The sequence below is a fragment of the Cryobacterium sp. TMT1-2-1 genome, assembly GCF_004403955.1.
GTDB lineage: Bacteria > Actinomycetota > Actinomycetes > Actinomycetales > Microbacteriaceae > Cryobacterium > Cryobacterium psychrotolerans.
In genome coordinates this window covers 1-17,921 of the sequence record NZ_SOHC01000016.1, presented here as the reverse complement: position 1 = coordinate 17,921, position 17,921 = coordinate 1, and the positions used below count along the sequence as shown (strand labels likewise).

The following is a 17,921-nucleotide window of genomic DNA, read 5'->3' as shown; positions in this document are numbered from 1 at the left end:
CCGTCAGTGGCCCTCTGCTGCGAGGGCCGTGATCAAGCGTTCCAGGCGCACGATGCCGGTGAAACGGCCGGCGTTGTCGGTGGCGAGGAGCGGCTCGAAGCGGACACTCGGATCGCGCGTCATAGCCCGGCCGAGGGCATCCGTCACCGGGGTCTCGAGGTTGACCCGCAGGCCGGGGCTGACCACCCCGAGATGCGACGCGTCGGCCTCGAGCACGGCAAGGGGGCGGCTGTGCTCGTCGAGCAACACGACGGCGCGGAGTTTGGCGTCGGACACGAAGGCAGCCGACGCATCGGACACGCTCGTGGCCGTGGGCACGATCTCGAGGAAGTCGCGGATGACGCGGGTCTTGCCCGGCACTACTCGCGTCGCCAGGCGAATCGCCACATCCTCGTCGATCCCCACCCAGGCCGGGGCCGGCCTGGGTGGGCAGTATCCCTGCACAAGGGGAATGCCGAGCGCGACCAGCGTGTCGAGTTCCTCGAGCCGCTCGACTCCTTCGGCCAGCAGCCACGCATCGACGCGGCCGGCGAACGTTCCCAGCATCTCGACGAGGGCGCGTTTGGCCTCGTCCCGGTCGACGTCCTGCACGATCGCGCGGTCCAGCTTGATCAGCGAGGGCCGGAGGGAGAGCAGGTGTCGCAGCCCGGCGTATCCGGCGCCGGCGTCGTCGACAGCGATCAGGGCGCCGGCTGAGCGCAGGAGGTCGAGGTCGGGTTCGAGGGCCAGGTACGACTCGATCGGCGCCTGCTCGGTCAGCTCGACGATGAGTCCGCCGAGGTCACCCTCGTCGCGCCAGACGCTGCGCACACTCTCACGGGGCAGCAGATCCGGCGACACGTTGACCGTGAGGAAGCAGTTCGTCGGCATCGTCGGGCGCGCCCGCAACGCGGTGCGCAGGGCCATGACTTCCAGGTCTTCGGCCATACCGTGCGTCCGAGCCGCCCGGAACCAGGTCTCGGGGTTGCGCTCGGAGTAGCCGGAGAACCGGGTCAGGGCCTCGTAGCCGACGACCGAGCCCCGAGCCGTGTCGACGATCGGCTGGTAGAGCGTCGAGATGCCCTCACCGCGGCAGGCAGCAGCCAGCATCTCGGCCCAGTCGGGCCGGGCGGATCCCACGCCGGCGTCCGGATGTCCCGCCGACACTAGACGACCGGTGCGATTGCCGCCCGCACGGCCTGGGCCATCGTCGATGACACCTCGACCAGGCCGTGAGTCGAGGCAGCATGCGCTGCGACCTGGAACATGATCTCGTCCTCGGTGGTGCACACCCAGCGAGCTTCACAACCGGGCACGACATCTCAGCACGCAAATGACTTCATAGCTCCCGGCACTAGCCGAGCACCGCCTCCCGGCCGTGTCATTCCGCGGCCCCAAAGTGCCGCGTTGGTCGCGAGGACTGGCCGGCGGCTACCGGGCCAGGAAGGCCAGCAGCAGGCTGTTTACCTCGTCCGCGTGGGTCCACAGCATCCCGTGCGGGGCTCCGGCGATCTCCGCGTACTCGGCGTCCGGGAGGGCCGCGTGGAACGGGCGCCCCGTGGAGTCGATGGGCAGGATTCGGTCGCTGTCGCCGTGCGCGATGAGGGTGGGCAGGGTCACTTCGCGGATCTTCGCGAGGTCGGGACGGAAGTCCTCGTACCAGGTGGGCACAACGGCGTAGGCGGCGATGGCCGCACTTGTCGCAGCAACGCTCCAGCTGCCGCGGACGGCTTCCTCGCTGATCCTGCTGCCGAGGTTCTCGTCGAGGTTGTAGAAGTTCTGGAAGAAGTCCGTGAACCAGGCGTAGCGATCGCCCCGCGCCGCGTCGGCGATGCCGTCGAAGACCTCTTTCGCCACACCGGACGGGTTGTCATCGGTGAGGAGCAGGAACGGCTCCAGCGAGGCGAGGAAGGCAAGCTTCGAGACGCGTTCCGCGCCGTAGGTTCCCACATAGCGAGCCAGCTCCCCCGTGCCCATCGAGAACCCAACGAGCACGACGTCACGGAGCTCGAGGGTGGTCAACAGGGCGTTCAGGTCGGCCGCGAAGGTGTCGTAGTCATAGCCGACGGTGGGCTGGCTGGACGCGCCGAATCCACGCCGATCGTAGGTGATCACCCGGTACCCCGCCTCGAGGAGCGCCCTCGACTGCCTCTCCCAGGAATGGCCGTCCAGCGGGTAGCCGTGGATGAGCACGACCGCCTGGCCGGTGCCGTGGTCCTCGTAGTAGAGCTCGATCTCGGTGCTGTTTTCCTGCCCAACGGTGATGAATGCCATCTGGAGCTTCCTTCTCTTCTCGTGGGTCATGCGGAGGTCATGAAGTCGTACCGCTCAAACACTGCCACGACCATGTCGTTTCCGCGTCGGGGCGCGCTCCCGCACCGGCCGCAGCAGGAACAGGCGCACGACCCGACCCGACTCCCGCTCGTAGTCTCGGTAGCCCGGCCACTGCCGCTCGATCCGGCGCCACGTCTCGTCCCGATCGGCGTCGTCGATCAGCGTGGCCCGCACTGGCAGGAGCCGGCCGCGCACGCTGATGGCCGCATCCGGGTGCGCCAGCAGATTGTAGGTCCACGCCGGATGTCGCCCCCTGGCAAAGCTCGTCCCCGCCACGATCGCGCGCCCGTGCCCGTCGGGGGTGTACATGAGCACCGTGTCGCGCGCGAGACCGGTCTTCGCGCCGGTCGAGTGGAGTACCAGCGACGGCACGAGCATTCCGCTGAGTTGCACCCGGCCCCGGCTCAGGCGCTTCAGCAGCCGTTCGATCGGGGGCATCGCTCGCGGCGCCACCAGGCGGAAAAGCCGCGTGTGGGTGAGCGGCGCAATGGCCGACCGGACGACGTGGAGTACGAAGGGCATGCGCCCATTCTGACCCCGCCCGTACAAAGCGCCCGGATGCCGCGGCCGCGGCATCCGGGCGAGCGGTCCCGGCTACCGGGCCGGGACTCCGTACTGCGCGGCGCTGGCGAACTCGATCCCGACGAACGCCTCATCGCCCACGACATGGGCGTCATGGCCCGGCGGGATCAAGTAAGAGTCACCGGCCTTGATGGTGGCTCGGGTGCCGTCATCCAGCACCGTTTCAAGGGTTCCCGCGACGCAGTAGCCGATATGCAGGAGCCGGCAGGAATCGGTGTGCACGACCGGCTTGATGCACTCCGACCAGGCCCACCCGGGCTCCATCGTCATCCGGCCGATCGTGTACTCACCGAGATGGTTGAGGTCCAGGTTGGTCTTCTCCGGCGCGCGACGCTCGTCGGGAGCATCGAAGGACTTGACCTGCAACGCGGACATCGTGTCTGACATGACTTCCTCTTTTGACTCTGGAAGGGCCGATTGGCAGGAGCTCCGGGCACGCGGCCCACCGGGCGTGGACGGCCTGAAATCTTCAGAATAATCCTCCCAAAGAGGGCGCGGTAGGGCCAGGCGCCGTCGGGAGCGCACCCTAGACGGCTCCGGCCGAGGGTGCAAGTCTCGACAACGTTCCCCTATCGATACACCCTCTGGAAGGACACAGCTATGTTCACCACATCCGAGGCCTTCAGCTCGTTCTCGGTGGACAACATCGATGAGGCGAGGCGTTTCTACGGCGACACCCTCGGCCTCGAGGTGCGGGACGGGATGATGGGCAACCTCGACGTTCGACTCGGAATCGGCGGCCGGGTGTTCATCTACGCGAAACCCGACCACGTGCCGGCGAGCTTCACCGTGCTGAACTTCGTGACCGACGACGTCGAGAAGACCGTCGACGAGCTCAACGCACGAGGCGTCACGACGAAGATCTACGGCGACGACGAGCTCCCCGACATGCCGCCCAACGACGCGAAGGGCATCATGCGCGACGAGGACGACGGCGCCGCAATCGCCTGGTTCAGGGATCCCGCCGCCAACGTGCTCGCCGTGGTCGCGGCCACGGTGCCCGAGGAGTAGTCCCTGTGAGCCCCGGACCGACCTGCACAGCGACTCAGAGCGACTGAGTTACTCGTACCTCAGCGCGTCGATCGGGTTCTGGCGGGCTGCCCGCCGTGCCGGGATGGTTCCGGCGAGGAAGGCGATCAACATCACCAGGAGGATGATCACTCCGACCGGTCCCGGCGCGAACTGGAGCACCACGAGCCCCTCGAGGTCGGCCAGCACGGTGCCGGCGAGGATGCCGTTGGCGAGGGCACCGACACCGATTGCGGCGACCGCCCCGATGACGCTGCCGAGGAACCCGATGAAGACCGCTTCGGTGCTGAACAGGGCGTAGATGCGCCCGCCATTCATGCCCATGGCCTTCATCAGGCCGATCTCGCGGGTTCGCTCCTGCACGCTCATCAGCAGCGTGTTGATGATCCCGAACCCGGCGGCGATCAGCGCGATGATGGCGAAGGCGTTGAGCACGCCGATGATCCCGCTGATCACGGTCTGGATCAGCCCGATCTGGTCGGCCACGGTCAGGGCCGCGTAGCCCTGGTCCGCGAGCTCGGCCTTGATCGCGTCGATCTGCTCTCCGCTGGCGGCGGGATCGAAATGCGCGGTCGCGAGCAACGAGCCCACGCCGGCGTTGGTCGGCTTGCCGATGTTCTGCGCCTCGTAGAGTTCATCCGTGAGGGCCAGGTTGAGGCCGGCCCCGGCCGCAAGGAGCGACTCGTTCTGAACGCCCGCCACGGTGGCACTCACCTCATGCATCTCGCCGAGGTAGTCGGCGATGCCGATGGTGACGGTCTGACCGACGGCGGCTTCCGCGTCCGCGAAGCCGAGGGTGTCGAGGTACGAGGTGACGAGGAGGATTTCGCCGTCGCCACCATCGCGCTGAAGCTGGGAACCGGCGGCCAGGTCGGGGGTGGTCAGGAACGCGTTCGCGTTGACGGCAAGTTCGAACTTGCCGTTGTCGGCGTACTCGACGTACTGCGGTGTCACCTGGAGCACCGCGCTGACGTCGAGGATCCCGTCCGCGCGCTCGATGGTCGCGAGGTCGTCGGCGCTGAGAACGCGGTTGGTGAACTCCGACCCGTCACCCTCGAATCCGGCGCCGGCCAGGGCCTGGTCGGGATCGTAGGCCGCCGGCCCCGCATCCGTGGGTGTCGCGTCGTCGGCTGCCTTCGTGATCGAGAGCACGTCCTTCGCGCCCACCGCGGCGACCTGGCTGTCGATGTATCCGGAGATGCCCGTTCCAATGGCACTCGTGATGGTGAGGGTGAAGGCTCCGATGAAGATCGCGACCACGGTGAGGGTCATCCGGAGTTTGCTGCGCAGGCTGTTGCCGATCGCGGTTCCGATGATGTCGATGATGTTCACGCTGCAGCTCCCTGATTGTCGAGGGAGCGAACTTCGCGCCCGTCGCGGATGAACATCTGCCGGTCGCATCGCGCGGCGAGTTCTGTGTCGTGGGTCACGATCACGAGGGTGATGCCGTGCTCCTTGTTGAGGGTGAAGAGCATGTCTTCGACGAGGCGACCGGTCGCCGAGTCGAGGTTGCCGGTTGGCTCGTCGGCGAAGATCACCTTCGGGTTGTTGACCAGCGCGCGGGCGATGACCACGCGCTGCTTCGGCCCGCCGGAGAGGTCGATCGCCTTGTTCCTGGCCTTGTCGTCGAGTTCCAGCTGCGCAAGGACCGCAATGCCGCGGGCCTTGCGTTCCCGGGCGCCGACTCCGGCGATCTTCAGCGGCAGCACGACGTTCTCGAGCACCGACGCGTTCGGGTTGAGGAAGAACTGCTGGAACACGAAGCCGAAATCCTCATTGCGCAGCCGGTTCACCTACCTGACGTTCAACTTCGTGGCATCCGTTCCCCCGACCATCAGCGCGCCTTCGTCGGGCCGGTCGAGCAGTGCCAGGAGATGCATCAGCGTCGACTTGCCCGAACCGCTCTTCCCCACGATGGCGAGTGACTCCCCCGCCGTGATTTCCACCGAGACCCCGTCGAGCGCGTCGAAACGCGAGGCGCCGCGCCCATAGGACTTGCGGATGCCTCGGGCGGCGAGCACAGGACCGGTCATTTGCCCTGCTCCTTGACGGAGATGACGACCTTGCCGTGCGCGTGTTCCTCGGCGAAGTAGCGGATGGCTTCGGCCGTTTCGCTGAGCGGATAAGTCCTGTCGATGGCGGGCGTGACGGCGCCGGCTTCGATGAGGCCCCGGAGCAGTTCGAGATTCTCCTTGTTTGGAGTTCCCACAAACGGACGCATCGTCTGACCCACCAATGGCGAGAGGAGCAGCGCCCTGATGATGCGGCCCATGGGGCCGAAGACCCGCCCGCCGGTGCCGCTGGACAGTACGAGAGTGCCGGTGTCCGTCAGTGCGCGCCGGCATCCACCCAGCGAGTGATTCCCGATCAAGTCGAATATGAGGTCGTAGCGCTGCCCGCTCTGTGTGAAGTCCTCCCGCGTGTAGTCGACCACGTGATCCGCGCCGAGCGACCGCACCAGTTCTGCGTTGCGTGCGCTGCACACGCCGGTCACCTCTGCGCCGAGCGCCTTCGCGATCTGGATCGCGAAGGTGCCGACGCCGCCCGAGGCGCCGGTGATCAGTACCTTCTGCCCCGGCTTCAGCTTTCCGGCGTCGCGGAGGCCCTGGAGGGCGGTGTTCGCCGACAGGGGCACCGCGGCGGCCTGCTCGAACGAGAGGTTTGCCGGCTTACGCGACAACAGGTGCGCCGGGACGCGGGCGTATTCGGCAAAGCTTCCGGTCTCGACCTGGGCGTACACCTCGTCGCCCGGTTGAAAATCCGTCACGCTCTTGCCGACCGCCTCGACGTGCCCCGAGACATCCGCGCCTCGAACAATCACTTTCGGTTTGCGGACGCCAAATGTCAGTCGGCCGACGAGGGGCAGGCCCGTGGTCATGACCCAGTCGGCGTGGTTGACGGCGGCGGCGCGGACGCGAATGAGCACCTCATCGTCCTTGATTGCCGGCCTGTCGACGTCCTCGAGCCGCAGAACATCGGCCGAGCCGTAGGCGTGCTGAACGATTGCCTTCATCGTTGTCGCCTGTGCTCGTTCAGTGCGGACGAGTGTGGGGTTCGTTGTCTCAGTCATTGCCTTATGCCTTTCCGTTGGATGTGCTGGATGTGCTGGATGTGCTGGATGTGCTGGATGTGCTGGATGTGCTGGGAATGTTCATCTGCGACTGCTGAAGCGGGTATCGGACATCGGTCAGTTCTTCGGATGCCGCCCACAGCCGGGCTGCGGCGACACGGTCGGAGGCCGCGCTCGAACGGCCGACGAGCCGGGGTGGTCCCACCATTTCGCGCCGCCCGCCCGGCCCGGCGTAGCTTCCGCCGGGGATCGGCTCGGTCGCGGCGAACAGGGTCGGGGCGGCCCCGCTCACGGCGTCCTGGGCGAACAGGCGAACCGCGAGCCGCGCCACGACGTTGAGCACCGGGTTCTGGGAGCTCGACCCCAGGTTCGTCGCCGCCATGCCGGGGTGAGCCGCAGTCGCGATGACGCCCGACCCGGACGCCGCCAGGCGCCGCTGCAACTCCAGGGTGAAGAGCAGGTTCGCGAGCTTCGACTGCCCGTAGGCGGCCGCCCCGCCGCCATAACGGCGGGCGCTCCAGTTGAGGTCGTCGAAGTCGATCCGGCCCGAGCGGTGGACGCTGCTCGCGACCGTCACAACGCGACCGGTGATGTGCGGCAGGAGCAGGTTCGTCAGGGCGAAGTGCCCGAGGTGGTTGGTGCCGAACTGCAGTTCAAAGCCGTCGGCGGTGTGCCCGAACGGCGGCACCAGGATGCCGGCGTTGTTGACGAGAATGTGGATGTCGCCGATCCAGCCGGCCGCGAACGCCCGCACCGACGCGAGGTCGGCCAGCTCGAGTCGGCGCACCTCCGTTGACCCGGCGATCCCGGACCCGGCGATCGTGGCAGCTGCGGCGTCTCCCCTCGCCTGGTCGCGAACGGCCAGGACCACGTGGGCGCCATGGGCGGCGAAGGCGCGTGCGGCTTCGAGGCCAATACCGCTGTTGGCGCCGGTGACGATGATGGTCTTGCCGGCCAGGTCGGGCATCTGTGACGCGTCCCAGTCGGCGGTGAGCGGAGTGTGCACGATTTGTCCTTTCCAGGATCAGTACCATACAGTGTAAGGCTGTTGATGAGAACGTACCATACGATGTAAGGGGCGTCTAGGCCCAGAAGAAATGGCACGAAAATCGGAGGCACGGTGGCTGCAGCAACGTCCAATACGACATCCCGGGAACCCGTGACCAGGGACCGCGCGGTGCAGGTGGCCGTGGCGCTCGCGGACGCGGACGGGATCGAGTCGCTCAGCATGCGCAAGCTGGCCCGAGAGCTCGGGGTCGAGGCGATGTCGCTCTACTACCACGTGAAGAGCAAGGACGACATCCTCGACGGAATGATCGAGAACGTCCTCAGCGAAATGACGCTGCCCGCCGCCGACGCGGAGTGGAAGGCGGCGATGCGCGAACGCGCGGAATCCGTGCGGAGCGTTCTCGGACGGCACCCGTGGGCCATCAGCATGGTCGACTCCCGAACCACGCAGACCACGATGCTGCACCTCGACGCCGTCATCGGATGCCTCCGTCACGCCGGTTTCTCCATGGCAATGGCCGCCCACGCGATGTCCCTCATCGACAGCTACGTGCACGGGTTCGCGCTTCAGGAGGCGTCCCTGCCGATGGACGAGTCCGGTGACATCGGCGCGACCACCGAGGACATCCTCGCCCGGCAGGGCATGATGGCAGCGTTCCCTCATCTCGCCGAGATGGGGGTCACCCTCATCCTGCAGCCGGGCTACGCCTACGGCAACGAGTTCACGTTCGGGCTCCGCGTCATCCTCGACGGCCTGGAGGCCGCTCGATCAGCGGAGGACGCCGGCCGGGCTTGAGGGTCGAGACTGAGGGCCGGACTTGAGGGTCGGACAGCGGCTTCAGAGTCCCGGCAGAACCTGCTCGCGCACCTTCTTGCGCAGGATCTTGCCGAGCATCGAGCGCGGCATCTCCTGCACCCGCACGATCCGTCGCGGAATCTTGTAGGCCGCGAGGTGGTCGCGGCAGTGCGCCCGCAGGCCTTCCTCGTCGAGCTCCGATCCCGGCCGGAGTTCGACCGCGGCGACGACCAGCTCCCCGCCCCGCTCGAGCGCCTTACCGAAAACGGCGGCATCGGCCACCGACGGGTGCAGCCGCAGGACGGCCTCGACTTCGGATGGCGAGACGTTGAATCCGCCCGTGATGACGAGCTCCTTGGCTCGGTCCACGATCGTCGTGAACCCGTCCTCGTCCACGGTCACGATGTCCCCGGTTCGCAGCCAGCCATCCAGCAGGAGGGCCTTCGCGGTTTCTTCGGGGTTGTTCCAGTAACCCTGGAAGACCTGCGGGCCCTTCAGCAGCAACTCCCCCGGCTGGCCCTGCGGCACCTCGATGGTGGGGTCGTCCAGGTCGACGACCTTCATCCGGGTCGACGGGAACGGCACGCCGATCGTGCCGGTGCGCCTGGTCGGGTGGAACGGGTTGCCCAGGGCCACCGGGGAAGACTCGGTCATCCCGTAGCCCTCCACCAGTAGTCCGCCGGACACCGACTCCCACAGCTCCACGACGTGGTCGGGCAGGTTCATCGCGCCCGAGATGCAGAACCGGCACGACCGCAGCGAGATCCCCTTCTCCTTCGCGGCGATCGCGGTGCGCTCGTAGATCGGCGGGACGGCGCAATAGACGGTCGCCGGCGACTTCTTCATGGCGTCGAGCACCAGGTCCGGGTCGAACTTGGGGAAGAGCACGAGCAGGGCCTGCTTGCGGATGCCGTAGGTGAGGTAGAGCGTCATACCGAAGGCGTGGAACATCGGCAGGATCGCGTAGAACACCTCCTTGCGGTACTCGGCCCCCTGCATCCACGCCTCGCCCTGCAGTGCGTTGGAGTAGAGGTTGAAGTGGGTGAGCATGGCGCCCTTGGGGTTGCCCGTGGTGCCGGAGGTGTACTGGATGGCCGCCAGGTCGCCCACCGACGGGCGGGGATGCTCGGGGTCGATTCGACCGTGGCCGAGCAGCTGCTTCCAGGGGATGGTTCCCGGCGCGGGGCCGGTCAGGGCCTCCCGCGACTCGCGCAGGCTCTTCACCGGCAGGTGCAGCGCGAGGCGCTTGACCGTGGGGAACGCCTCGAGGAGGTTGACCGAGACGACGTGGTCGATCTCGATGTCGGCCGGGAACGATTTGACCTGCGCCGCGGATTTGTCCCAGGCGATCACGACGCGGGCCTGGTGGTCTTCGAACTGGTGGCGCAGCTCCCGCGAGGTGTAGAGCGGATTGTGCTCCACCACCACGGCGCCCAGGCGCAGCACCGCGTAGAAGGCGACGACGTGCTGGGGACAGTTCGGCAGGATGATCGCGACCCGGTCGCCCGCCCGCACCCCGAGGTGGCGCAGGCCCTCGGCCGCCCGGTCGATCTGGTCGCCGAGCTGCGTGTACGTCGTGCGCCGCCCGAAGAACTCCAGGGCCGGGTGGTCACCGGCCTCGGCCACGGAGCGCTCGAGCATCGCAACGAGCGACTCCGTGGGCAGGTCGATCTCGGCCGGGACTCCCGGCTGGTAGTTCTTCAGCCAGGGCTGCTGGTCGGTGTTCGGCATAGTCCCATCATCCCGCGAACGCCCCCGCCGCGTCGCCCGCGTGGCCGGGCGGCGCGGCATCCTGCTACTTGAGAATGCGAATGAGCTTCTTGTTGGCGAACTCCGCGATGCCGAAGCGCCCCAGCTCGCGGCCGAACCCGGACCGCTTCACTCCACCGAAGGGGAGCTCCGCGCCGTCGAGCAGCGAGCCGTTGATGAAGACCATCCCCGCCTCGATCTGGTCGGCGACGCGCAGGGCCTGCTCCGGGTCGGTGGTGAAGAGGTAGGAACCCAGCCCGTACGGGATGTCGTTGGCCACCTGCACCGCCTCGGCCTCGTTCTGCACGCGGTAGATCGCGGCGACCGGGCCGAAGAACTCCTCCCGGTAGGCGTCACTGTGCGGGGAGACGCCGGTGAGGACCGTCGGCGAGAAGAAGGCGCCCTTACGGCTCCCCCGCGCGGCAACGGTCGCGCCCTGGGCCTCCGCGCGCTGGAGCTGCTCCTCGAGGTTCTCGGCGGCGCCGACGGAGGAGAGCGGCCCCAGCGTGGTGTCCGGCGACGTGGGGTCGGCGGGGACGTTGCCGGTGATCTTCGCCGTGAAGAGTTCCAGGAAGGCGTCGTACAGGCCGTCGATCACGATGAAGCGCTTGGCGGCGTTGCAGGACTGGCCGGAGTTGTCCAGGCGAGCGTCAACGGCCGCGTCGACGGCTTCCTCGAGGTTGTCCGTGCTGAGCAGAATGAACGGGTCGGATCCGCCCAGTTCGAGCACGACCTTCTTGAGGTTGCGGCCGGCGACCTCCGCGACGGCGGCCCCAGCCCCCTCAGAACCGGTCAGCGAAACACCGCAGACCCGGGGGTCCGGGATGATGATGTCGGCGATCTGGGCGTTGGACGCGTAGAGGTTGCGGTACGCGCCGGCGGGGAAACCGGCATCCGTGAAGATCTGCTCGATGGCGGCGGCGGATTCGGGGCACTGCGAGGCGTGCTTGAGCAGGATCGTGTTGCCGAGAACCAGGTTCGGGCCGGCGAAACGGGCGACCTGGTAGTACGGGAAGTTCCACGGCATGATTCCGAGGAGCACACCCAGCGATGCGTTGCGGATGAAGGCCGAGCCCTCGCCGCCGAGCAGCTCGATCGGTTCATCGGCGAGGAAGGCCTCGCCGTGGGTGGCGTAGTACGAGTAGATGTCCGCCGCGAAGTCGACCTCGCCGAAGGCCTGCTCGAGCGGCTTGCCCATCTCGCGCACGATGAGTTCGGCCAGGTGCTCGCGCCGCTCGGTGTGCAGGTCGGCGACTCGCTGCATGAGGGCTGCCCGTTCGGCAACCGACGTGCCGCGGAGCTCACTGTGAGCACGATCCGCAGCCCCAATGGCGTCGGTCACCTCATCATCTGTTGTCAGGGGAAAGCTCGATCCCTTGACGCCGGTTGCGGGGTTCGTGACGACATATTTGCTCATGATCGCTCCTGTAGGTGTCTTCGTTAACGCCAACCGAGAGCGGACAACCACTCTCGCGTGGTTACAGTCTGCCGCAGTATCGGCGGATCGATGCTGCTCGACTCGATATCCGGCGGATGTTTTCCGTTCCGATTAAGCCGCCCGGGGGATGAAATCGTCAGTTGCAGCCATCTTTCAGGGGCGAAAGGGTCAGCGCAGGAGAGGTCGAGGCGGGCCGCGCACCGCTTCGCTCAGGCTGCTGGTGCGACGTCCCAGAAGAACTGGTCGTCGCTGTCCCGGCCGGTGATGGTCAGGCCGTTGTCCTGGGCGTACTCCTCGACGGTGCTGTCCAACTCGTCCACGATGCGATCGAACAGGATGTCGTATTCGTCCGAGTCGAAGGTGAACTCCTCCGCGCGAATGACGTCGCTGGCCGACAGCCGCGCGACCTCCGTGTACTGGTCCTGCTCGTCGATCGTGCTGATCACGGCGACGCTGTCCCAGGTGAGGAAGTCCCCGTCGTCCGTTTCGGTGACGCCCGTGAAGTAGGCGTTGATTCGCTTGAGAGCCATTCTGACCTCCCTTGGCCCGGATGCCGGCACCTGGTTTGTGCCGATGGTATGCCTATCCGCAGTTTGTGCCATACCCCCAGAGGCTTTTTTGGGGGGCCCAATCGGGTTCCCCTCCCACTGACCACGCGGACCGGTCCGGCGTAAAATCCGGTGTATGGCCAATCGCGTAGCGCGGCTCGCCTCGGCCGCTGGCGCGGGCGAGTTGATCGTCGGTGTGGCCGCGCCCGAGGCCGCGGGATATGGATGCGTTCGTCACGAGACGGAGGGCTGATGCGCTCACTGCTCCTGACCACCCTGCTCCCCACCACCCTGGCCCTTCCGCTCCTGTTCCTGGCCGGATGCGCCACGCAGCCGTCGACCACGTTCAGGTCGGCGGAGCCCCCGGCCGCAACCGAGCGCGTGGTGATTCGGCCCGTGACCCCGGCCGGCCTGCCGGCCCCGGGCTTCAGCGTCACCGAGGACACGTCCGTCACCGTCGACTGCGGCGCCACCTCGTTGAACCCGCGGCCGTCCCCGGTCGCCGTCGACGACGACATCCTGGCCTGCTTACCGTCGAGCGCCTACGCCGTCGCCTGCTGGCCGGATCCGTCCCCGTCGTCCGTTGTCTGTTACGGCGACCCGTGGGAGAAGAGCCTCGTCCGGATGCCGACCGTCGGCAGCGTTACCGCGGTATCCGCGCCGCCGCAGGCGCAAGCGCTGGGCCTGCTCCTGAGCGATGGCGATCGCTGCCGAATCCGCAGCGGAGGCGTCTGGAACGACCTGGCCCGGCACACCGGCTGGTACGGGACGTACTCGTGCGAGGGAGGCGAGGCAATCTGGGCCGAGAGCGCCGACGGCGTCGATCGATCCTCACCGCGGTGGACCGTCGAGGTCGCACCGATATCGGGCGCCGGGCCGCTCCGCACCCGCGGAGTTGTCACCGCCTATTTCGTCGGAACACAGCACGGTTGAGCGGGAGCATCCGGCCCCACGCACCGTTCGCACACTTCTAACGAGTACCGTTAGAGTATGACGTCTCCTGACCCAACCGCGCCCGAGGCAAACACTGCCCGCGAAACGATAACCTTCTCCGACCTCGGGCTCAGTGATGCGATGCTCAAGGCGCTCAAGGACGTCGGCTACGAGACCCCGTCGGCCATCCAGGCCGCAACGATTCCTCCTCTCCTCTCCGGCCGCGACGTGGTCGGCCTCGCCCAGACCGGCACGGGAAAGACGGCCGCTTTCGCGTTGCCGATCCTGTCGCGCCTCGACGTGTCGCAGAAGAGCCCCCAGGCGCTGGTCCTCGCGCCCACCCGTGAGCTCGCCCTGCAGGTCTGTGAGGCATTCGAGAAGTACGCGGCGCACATGCGCGGCGTGCACGTGCTGCCCGTCTACGGCGGCCAGGGTTACGGCACGCAGCTCTCCGCCCTGCGCCGTGGTGTCCACATCGTCGTCGGCACGCCCGGCCGCATCATGGACCACCTCGAAAAGGGCACCCTCGACCTCTCGCAGCTCAAGTACCTGGTGCTCGACGAGGCCGACGAGATGCTCAAGATGGGCTTCGCCGAGGACGTCGAGACCATCCTCAAGGACACTCCGGAAGACAAGCAGGTCGCGCTGTTCTCGGCCACCATGCCCGCGCAGATCCGACGGATCTCGAAGCAGTACCTGAACGACCCCGAAGAGATCACGGTCAAAAACAAGACCACGACCTCCGTGAACACGACCCAGCGCTACCTGATGGTGTCCTACCCGCAGAAGGTCGACGCTCTCACCCGCATCCTCGAGGTGGAGAACTTCGAGGGCATGATCGTGTTCACCCGCACCAAGAACGAGACGGAGACGCTCGCCGAGAAGCTGCGCGCGCGCGGCTACTCGGCGATGGCGATCAACGGCGACGTGCCCCAGGTGCAGCGTGAGCGCACCGTCAACCAGCTCAAGTCGGGCAAGCTCGACATTCTGGTCGCCACGGATGTCGCGGCCCGCGGCCTCGACGTCGAGCGGATCAGCCACGTCGTCAACTACGACATCCCCATCGACACCGAGTCCTACGTGCACCGCATCGGCCGCACCGGCCGGGCGGGCCGCAGCGGCGCCGCGATCAGCTTCGTCACGCCGCGCGAGCGCCACCTGCTCAACGCCATCGAGCGGGCGACCCGCCAGCCGCTGACGCAGATGCAGCTGCCGAGCTTCGAAGATGTGAACGTCACCCGACTGGCCCGCTTCGACGATGCGATCACCGAGGCCCTCAGCCAGGCCGATCGGATCGCGACGTTCCGCGACATCATCGGGCACTACGTCGAGCACCACGACGTGCCCGAGGCCGATGTTGCCGCCGCCCTCGCGGTTGTCGCGCAGGGCGAGACGCCGCTGCTGCTCTCCCCCGAGGACGCCCGAGCGCAGCGTCACGAGCGAGTCGACCGCGACCGCGGTGACCGCCCGGATCGCGCCGAGCGTCCGGAGCGCGGCGACAGAGGTGGCCGTGACGACCGCGGAGACCGCGTCCTGCGGAGTGAGCGTCCGGTTCGTTCGACCGGCAAGCCGATGGCGTCGTACCGGATCGAGGTCGGTAAGCGGCACAAGGTGGAGCCCCGGCAGATTGTCGGCGCGATCGCCAACGAAGGCGGACTGAGTCGGGAAGACTTCGGCCACATCCAGATCAACCCGGAGTACTCGATCGTGGAACTCCCCGCTGACCTCCGCGGCGATGTTCTGAGCAAGCTGGAAAACACCCGCATCAGTGGCAAGCTCATCGAGATCCGTCCCGACCGCGGCGGTGCACCCCGCCGCGACGACCGCGGCGACCGGCCGGACCGGAAGTCCTACCGCGACTAGGTTTCACCGGCACAGCAAGAAATCGCTCCTGAGCAGTCTCAGGAGCGATTTCTTTTAGTTATTGGTGACGGCCTCGAGCACGATCTGACCAGCGCACAATCCGCCGCGGCGACCATGACCGCGACGCCGGGTTCCGACGATGCAGAACAGGATGACCGAGACCGAGAGCGGGAAGATCCTGATCCCCCTCTCCAGGGCGTCGAGGCCGGTTGAGCGCCCACCCGGCGGTTCAGACGCGAGCGCGAATGTGGTCGTTGCCCCGCATCCGCACGGCCACGACGAGTCCGGATGCCGCGGTCAGGGCCGCGACCACGGCGACAGCGGCCGGAATGCCGAAGGCGTCCGCGATCAGTCCGGACAGCAGCGCCCCGACCGCGAAGCCGCCGTCACGCCACAGGCGGTAGGCGCCCACCGAGCGGGCCCGCCATTCGGGGTGGGCGACGTCGCCGATCGCGGCGAGAAGCGTCGGGTAGACCATGGCGGTGCCCGCCCCGAGCAGCACGGCGGCTGCCAGCCAGATCCCGAAACTGTCCCCGACGGCGACCATGCCCAGGGCGACCGCCTGCACGATCATTCCGCCGACGATCAACCACTTGCGGCCGATCCGGTCGGAGAGGCCTCCGGTGATCAGCTGTCCGGCTCCCCAGACCGCCGGGTAGACGGCGGCCAGGATGCCGATGCGCTCGATGCTGAGCCCGGCTGAGGCGAACAGGATGGGGAAGAGCCCCCAGGCCAGGCCGTCGTTGAGGTTGTTGACCATCCCGGCCTGGCTGATCGACGATAGGGAGCGGTCCCGGAAGCTCGTGAGGGTGAAGACCTGCCGGTCGCTGAGGGAGCCGGCGTGGGCGTGCACGGACACGTGGTTGGCCGCCTCGGTCTTCGCGTGGTGGTGCGTTTCGCGCACGAAGAGCACGGAGAGCCCGAGGCCCAGGGCGATGAAGGCGGCCCCGAGCAGGAACGGGCCGGGGCGCAGCCCGTACTCCGCGGCGATGTATCCGGTGGCCAGGGCCGTGGCCGCGACACCGAGGTAGCCGGCCGCCTCGTTGAAGCCCATGGCCAGGCCGCGCTGCTTCGGGCCGACGAGGTCCATTTTCATCATCACGGTCGTCGACCAGGTCAGTCCCTGGCTGATGCCGAGGATCACGTTGGCCGCGACTATCCAGCCCCAGGTCGGGCCGAGGATCAGAATCAGCGGCACAGGAATGGCGATCAGCCAGCCGGCGATCAGCACGGGCTTTCGGCCGTAGCGGTCGGAGAGGGTGCCGGCGAAGTAGTTAGTGCCGGCCTTGGCCAGGCCGAAGGCCAGGATGTAGGTCAGCGCGCCCGTGTACCGGTCGAGGTGGAAGACCTCGTCTGCCAGCAGCGGCAGCACAGTGCGCTCCTGGCCGAGGGTACCGCCGACCAGCGCATTGACGGCGACGAGCAGCATGAACTGGGCGAAGTTCTGCCGTAGACCCAGCTTGATCACGCGGCCCTCCTGGCGATGGTGGGGACAAGACGCAGCGTTGCCATGGTGCACGCACTCCTCAGGTCGCACGACCCCGCTATTCGGCGGGAACACTCAATATTCCATAAAACCATGGATTACTAGTAGATACTAGTATGAAGGGAACCGGGAGGAACACACATGGGCGATCGGGAGAAGAAGTCGGCGCTGTTCGAGCAGTTTGCCCGTGTCGGCAAGGCGCTGGGCAGCGGGAAGCGCCTGGAGCTGATCGACCTTCTCGCCCAGGGCGAACGCACCGTGGAGTCGCTGGCGACGGCGGCCGGCCTGGGGCTGAGCACGGCATCCGCCCACCTGCAGGCCCTCAAGCAAGCCGGCGTGGTGTCCACCCGCCGGGAGGGCACCCGGATTCACTACCAACTTGCCGGAGACGATGTCGCCAGGCTGTACAGCCTGATGCGCACCGTCGCCCGGAACCACCTTGCCGAGGTGGAGCAGAAGCGCATCGCGTACCTCGGGCAGGGCGAATTCGACGCGGGCGACGGCGACGCGCCCCAGGAGATCACGCGTGAGGACCTCCTCGCCCGCGCACAGGCGGGGACGGTCACCGTGCTGGACGTCAGACCGCGGCAGGAATTCCGGGCCGCACACATCCCCGGCGCCCTCTCCATTCCGCTTGAGGAACTCAGTGCCAGACTCGGCGAGTTGCCGCTGGGCCGCGACATCGTCGCCTACTGCCGCGGCGCGTACTGCGTGCTCGCCTACGAGGCAGTCACCCTGCTGCGCCAGGACGGCCGCCCCGCAGCGCGCTTGCACGAGGGCATGCTGGAATGGCGCCTGGCCAACCTGCCGGTGTCCTCCGACGCTGCGTGACTCCTGCCTGCCGGACTCCTGCCGCGGTCGGCTAGTCGTTCTGGGGGAAGCCCAGGTTGATGCCGCCGTGGCTCGGGTCGAGCCAGCGGCTGGTCACGGCCTTCTCCCGGGTGTAAAAAGCGACCCCGGCAGGGCCATAGGCCTTCGCGTCACCGAAGAGCGAGTTCTTCCAGCCGCCGAAGGAGTGGTACGCCACCGGCACCGGGATCGGCACGTTGATGCCCACCATCCCGGCCTGCACCTCGTTCTGGAAACGGCGGGCCGCCCCGCCGTCG

At 67.4% G+C, this 17,921-nt stretch carries 18 protein-coding genes and 1 pseudogene; 5 read left to right on the top strand and 14 right to left on the bottom strand.

Annotated elements, in window-relative coordinates:
• Positions 1–3 precede the first annotated feature (3 nt).
• From E3T33_RS02200 to E3T33_RS02180, 5 genes are all read right to left on the bottom strand, one after another.
• A complete protein-coding gene (locus tag E3T33_RS02200; protein ID WP_241982795.1) occupies positions 4–1,146 on the bottom strand; it encodes an EAL domain-containing protein in 1,143 nt (380 codons plus the stop codon).
• The gene (locus E3T33_RS02195; RefSeq protein WP_256332671.1) at positions 1,146–1,295 is read right to left on the bottom strand and encodes a DUF1059 domain-containing protein; all 150 of its coding nucleotides are present in this window, start codon (positions 1,293–1,295) and stop codon (positions 1,146–1,148) included. The genes E3T33_RS02200 and E3T33_RS02195 overlap by 1 nt, the downstream gene beginning before the upstream one ends.
• A 115-nt stretch (positions 1,296–1,410) precedes the next feature.
• Positions 1,411–2,253 (bottom strand): alpha/beta hydrolase, encoded by an 843-nt coding sequence (locus tag E3T33_RS02190; RefSeq protein ID WP_134574639.1) that lies wholly within the window; start codon positions 2,251–2,253, stop codon positions 1,411–1,413.
• Positions 2,254–2,307: 54 nt separating this feature from the next.
• A complete protein-coding gene (locus E3T33_RS02185; protein ID WP_134574638.1) occupies positions 2,308–2,835 on the bottom strand; it encodes a nitroreductase family deazaflavin-dependent oxidoreductase in 528 nt (175 codons plus the stop codon).
• 72 nt (positions 2,836–2,907) lie between these two features.
• Positions 2,908–3,282: a cupin domain-containing protein gene (locus E3T33_RS02180; protein ID WP_092325132.1), complete on the bottom strand. Its 375-nt coding sequence runs from the start codon at positions 3,280–3,282 to the stop codon at positions 2,908–2,910.
• Positions 3,283–3,495: 213 nt separating this feature from the next.
• Between E3T33_RS02180 and E3T33_RS02175 the strand changes: the two genes are divergently transcribed.
• A complete protein-coding gene (locus E3T33_RS02175; RefSeq protein WP_092325130.1) occupies positions 3,496–3,906 on the top strand; it encodes a VOC family protein in 411 nt (136 codons plus the stop codon).
• 48 nt (positions 3,907–3,954) lie between these two features.
• On the opposite strand, the gene E3T33_RS02170 is transcribed toward E3T33_RS02175, so the two are convergent.
• The 4 genes and pseudogenes from E3T33_RS02170 to E3T33_RS02155 all read right to left on the bottom strand — a co-directional run bounded on the left by E3T33_RS02170 (position 3,955) and on the right by E3T33_RS02155 (position 8,000).
• Positions 3,955–5,256: an ABC transporter permease gene (locus tag E3T33_RS02170; RefSeq protein ID WP_134574637.1), complete on the bottom strand. Its 1,302-nt coding sequence runs from the start codon at positions 5,254–5,256 to the stop codon at positions 3,955–3,957.
• A pseudogene (locus E3T33_RS02165) lies at positions 5,253–5,957 on the bottom strand (ABC transporter ATP-binding protein). Before E3T33_RS02165 ends, E3T33_RS02170 begins: the two are co-directional and overlap by 4 nt.
• On the bottom strand, positions 5,954–6,937 hold the full coding sequence (locus tag E3T33_RS02160) for an NAD(P)-dependent alcohol dehydrogenase (RefSeq protein WP_092325126.1): 984 nt from the start codon (positions 6,935–6,937) through the stop codon (positions 5,954–5,956). The pseudogene E3T33_RS02165 and the gene E3T33_RS02160 overlap by 4 nt, the downstream one beginning before the upstream one ends.
• A gap of 61 nt (positions 6,938–6,998) precedes the next feature.
• Positions 6,999–8,000 (bottom strand): oxidoreductase, encoded by a 1,002-nt coding sequence (locus E3T33_RS02155; protein ID WP_241982793.1) that lies wholly within the window; start codon positions 7,998–8,000, stop codon positions 6,999–7,001.
• A gap of 114 nt (positions 8,001–8,114) precedes the next feature.
• Between E3T33_RS02155 and E3T33_RS02150 the strand changes: the two genes are divergently transcribed.
• Positions 8,115–8,798 (top strand): TetR/AcrR family transcriptional regulator, encoded by a 684-nt coding sequence (locus E3T33_RS02150; RefSeq protein ID WP_198417124.1) that lies wholly within the window; start codon positions 8,115–8,117, stop codon positions 8,796–8,798.
• Between the two features lie 42 nt (positions 8,799–8,840).
• Here the strand turns inward: E3T33_RS02150 and E3T33_RS02145 are convergent, their stop codons facing one another.
• The 3 genes from E3T33_RS02145 to E3T33_RS02135 all read right to left on the bottom strand — a co-directional run bounded on the left by E3T33_RS02145 (position 8,841) and on the right by E3T33_RS02135 (position 12,515).
• Positions 8,841–10,529, bottom strand: coding sequence for a long-chain-fatty-acid--CoA ligase (locus tag E3T33_RS02145; protein ID WP_134574636.1), 1,689 nt, complete (start codon positions 10,527–10,529; stop codon positions 8,841–8,843).
• Positions 10,530–10,593: 64 nt separating this feature from the next.
• Entirely contained in the window at positions 10,594–11,964 is a 1,371-nt protein-coding gene (locus E3T33_RS02140) for an NAD-dependent succinate-semialdehyde dehydrogenase (protein WP_134574635.1), read from the bottom strand.
• Positions 11,965–12,194: 230 nt separating this feature from the next.
• Positions 12,195–12,515: a hypothetical protein gene (locus tag E3T33_RS02135; protein WP_134475799.1), complete on the bottom strand. Its 321-nt coding sequence runs from the start codon at positions 12,513–12,515 to the stop codon at positions 12,195–12,197.
• A 270-nt stretch (positions 12,516–12,785) separates the two neighbouring features.
• Between E3T33_RS02135 and E3T33_RS02130 the strand changes: the two genes are divergently transcribed.
• Together E3T33_RS02130 and E3T33_RS02125 are read left to right on the top strand one after the other, a co-directional pair.
• The gene (locus E3T33_RS02130) at positions 12,786–13,466 is read left to right on the top strand and encodes a hypothetical protein (protein WP_134574634.1); all 681 of its coding nucleotides are present in this window, start codon (positions 12,786–12,788) and stop codon (positions 13,464–13,466) included.
• 57 nt (positions 13,467–13,523) lie between these two features.
• The gene (locus E3T33_RS02125; RefSeq protein WP_092325117.1) at positions 13,524–15,329 is read left to right on the top strand and encodes a DEAD/DEAH box helicase; all 1,806 of its coding nucleotides are present in this window, start codon (positions 13,524–13,526) and stop codon (positions 15,327–15,329) included.
• 229 nt (positions 15,330–15,558) lie between these two features.
• Here the strand turns inward: E3T33_RS02125 and E3T33_RS02120 are convergent, their stop codons facing one another.
• Positions 15,559–16,758, bottom strand: a complete 1,200-nt coding sequence (locus E3T33_RS02120; RefSeq protein ID WP_134574645.1) for an MFS transporter — start codon at positions 16,756–16,758, stop codon at positions 15,559–15,561.
• Positions 16,759–16,956: 198 nt separating this feature from the next.
• On the opposite strand from E3T33_RS02120, the gene E3T33_RS02115 reads away from it, so the two are divergent.
• Positions 16,957–17,646 (top strand): metalloregulator ArsR/SmtB family transcription factor, encoded by a 690-nt coding sequence (locus E3T33_RS02115; RefSeq protein ID WP_134574633.1) that lies wholly within the window; start codon positions 16,957–16,959, stop codon positions 17,644–17,646.
• Positions 17,647–17,677: 31 nt separating this feature from the next.
• On the opposite strand, the gene E3T33_RS02110 is transcribed toward E3T33_RS02115, so the two are convergent.
• The coding region (locus E3T33_RS02110) for an aldehyde dehydrogenase family protein (protein ID WP_134574632.1) at positions 17,678–17,921 on the bottom strand (244 nt) is incomplete at its 5' end.

What these genes read in the sequence shown, in the direction of transcription:
- E3T33_RS02140 (WP_134574635.1), bottom strand. Translation starts at nt 11,964, where the DNA reads ATGAGCAAATATGTCGTCACGAACCCCGCAACCGGCGTCAAGGGATCG.
- E3T33_RS02125 (WP_092325117.1), top strand. Translation starts at nt 13,524, where the DNA reads ATGACGTCTCCTGACCCAACCGCGCCCGAGGCAAACACTGCCCGCGAA.
- E3T33_RS02120 (WP_134574645.1), bottom strand. Translation starts at nt 16,758, where the DNA reads ATGCTGCTCGTCGCCGTCAATGCGCTGGTCGGCGGTACCCTCGGCCAG.
- E3T33_RS02130 (WP_134574634.1), top strand. Translation starts at nt 12,786, where the DNA reads ATGCGCTCACTGCTCCTGACCACCCTGCTCCCCACCACCCTGGCCCTT.
- E3T33_RS02190 (WP_134574639.1), bottom strand. Translation starts at nt 2,253, where the DNA reads ATGGCATTCATCACCGTTGGGCAGGAAAACAGCACCGAGATCGAGCTC.
- E3T33_RS02145 (WP_134574636.1), bottom strand. Translation starts at nt 10,529, where the DNA reads ATGCCGAACACCGACCAGCAGCCCTGGCTGAAGAACTACCAGCCGGGA.
- E3T33_RS02185 (WP_134574638.1), bottom strand. Translation starts at nt 2,835, where the DNA reads ATGCCCTTCGTACTCCACGTCGTCCGGTCGGCCATTGCGCCGCTCACC.
- E3T33_RS02135 (WP_134475799.1), bottom strand. Translation starts at nt 12,515, where the DNA reads ATGGCTCTCAAGCGAATCAACGCCTACTTCACGGGCGTCACCGAAACG.
- E3T33_RS02175 (WP_092325130.1), top strand. Translation starts at nt 3,496, where the DNA reads ATGTTCACCACATCCGAGGCCTTCAGCTCGTTCTCGGTGGACAACATC.
- E3T33_RS02160 (WP_092325126.1), bottom strand. Translation starts at nt 6,937, where the DNA reads ATGAAGGCAATCGTTCAGCACGCCTACGGCTCGGCCGATGTTCTGCGG.
- E3T33_RS02115 (WP_134574633.1), top strand. Translation starts at nt 16,957, where the DNA reads ATGGGCGATCGGGAGAAGAAGTCGGCGCTGTTCGAGCAGTTTGCCCGT.
- E3T33_RS02180 (WP_092325132.1), bottom strand. Translation starts at nt 3,282, where the DNA reads ATGTCAGACACGATGTCCGCGTTGCAGGTCAAGTCCTTCGATGCTCCC.